This is a genomic window from Salinimicrobium oceani (genome assembly GCF_012037645.1).
Genome location: NZ_JAAVJR010000878.1, coordinates 1 through 398, shown reverse-complemented (window position 1 = coordinate 398; position 398 = coordinate 1). Strand labels below are relative to the sequence as shown.

At 47.0% G+C, this 398-nt stretch carries 1 protein-coding gene; it reads left to right on the top strand.

What is annotated here, in order from left to right; all coding sequences use genetic code 11:
* Positions 1 to 398 (top strand): fumarylacetoacetate hydrolase family protein (locus tag HC175_RS19850; RefSeq protein ID WP_209310134.1); only part of this gene is annotated, 398 nt, incomplete at both ends.

Below are 398 nucleotides of genomic sequence, written 5' to 3'. Positions count from 1 at the left end.
ACCACGGAAGAAGTTCCTCTATCATCCCCAGCGGAATTCCAGTTCACCGGCCACAAGGACAAACCAAAGCAAAAGATGCCGACGAACCTGTTTTTGGTCCCTCTCAAAGAGTGGATTTTGAACTGGAAATGGCCTTTATTACTACAGATGCCAATCACCTGGGAGAACCTATTCCTATAGATGAGGCCGAAGATTACATTTTTGGACTGGTGCTGTTCAATGACTGGAGTGCCCGGGATATCCAAACCTGGGAATATGTGCCTCTGGGGCCATTCCTGGCAAAGAACTTCGCTTCTTCTATTTCTCCCTGGATCGTAACTCTTGATGCTCTTGAACCTTTTAGAGTTGAAAGCCCTAAGCCCGTAAAGAAATTACTTCCCTACCTGCAATCAAGCGGC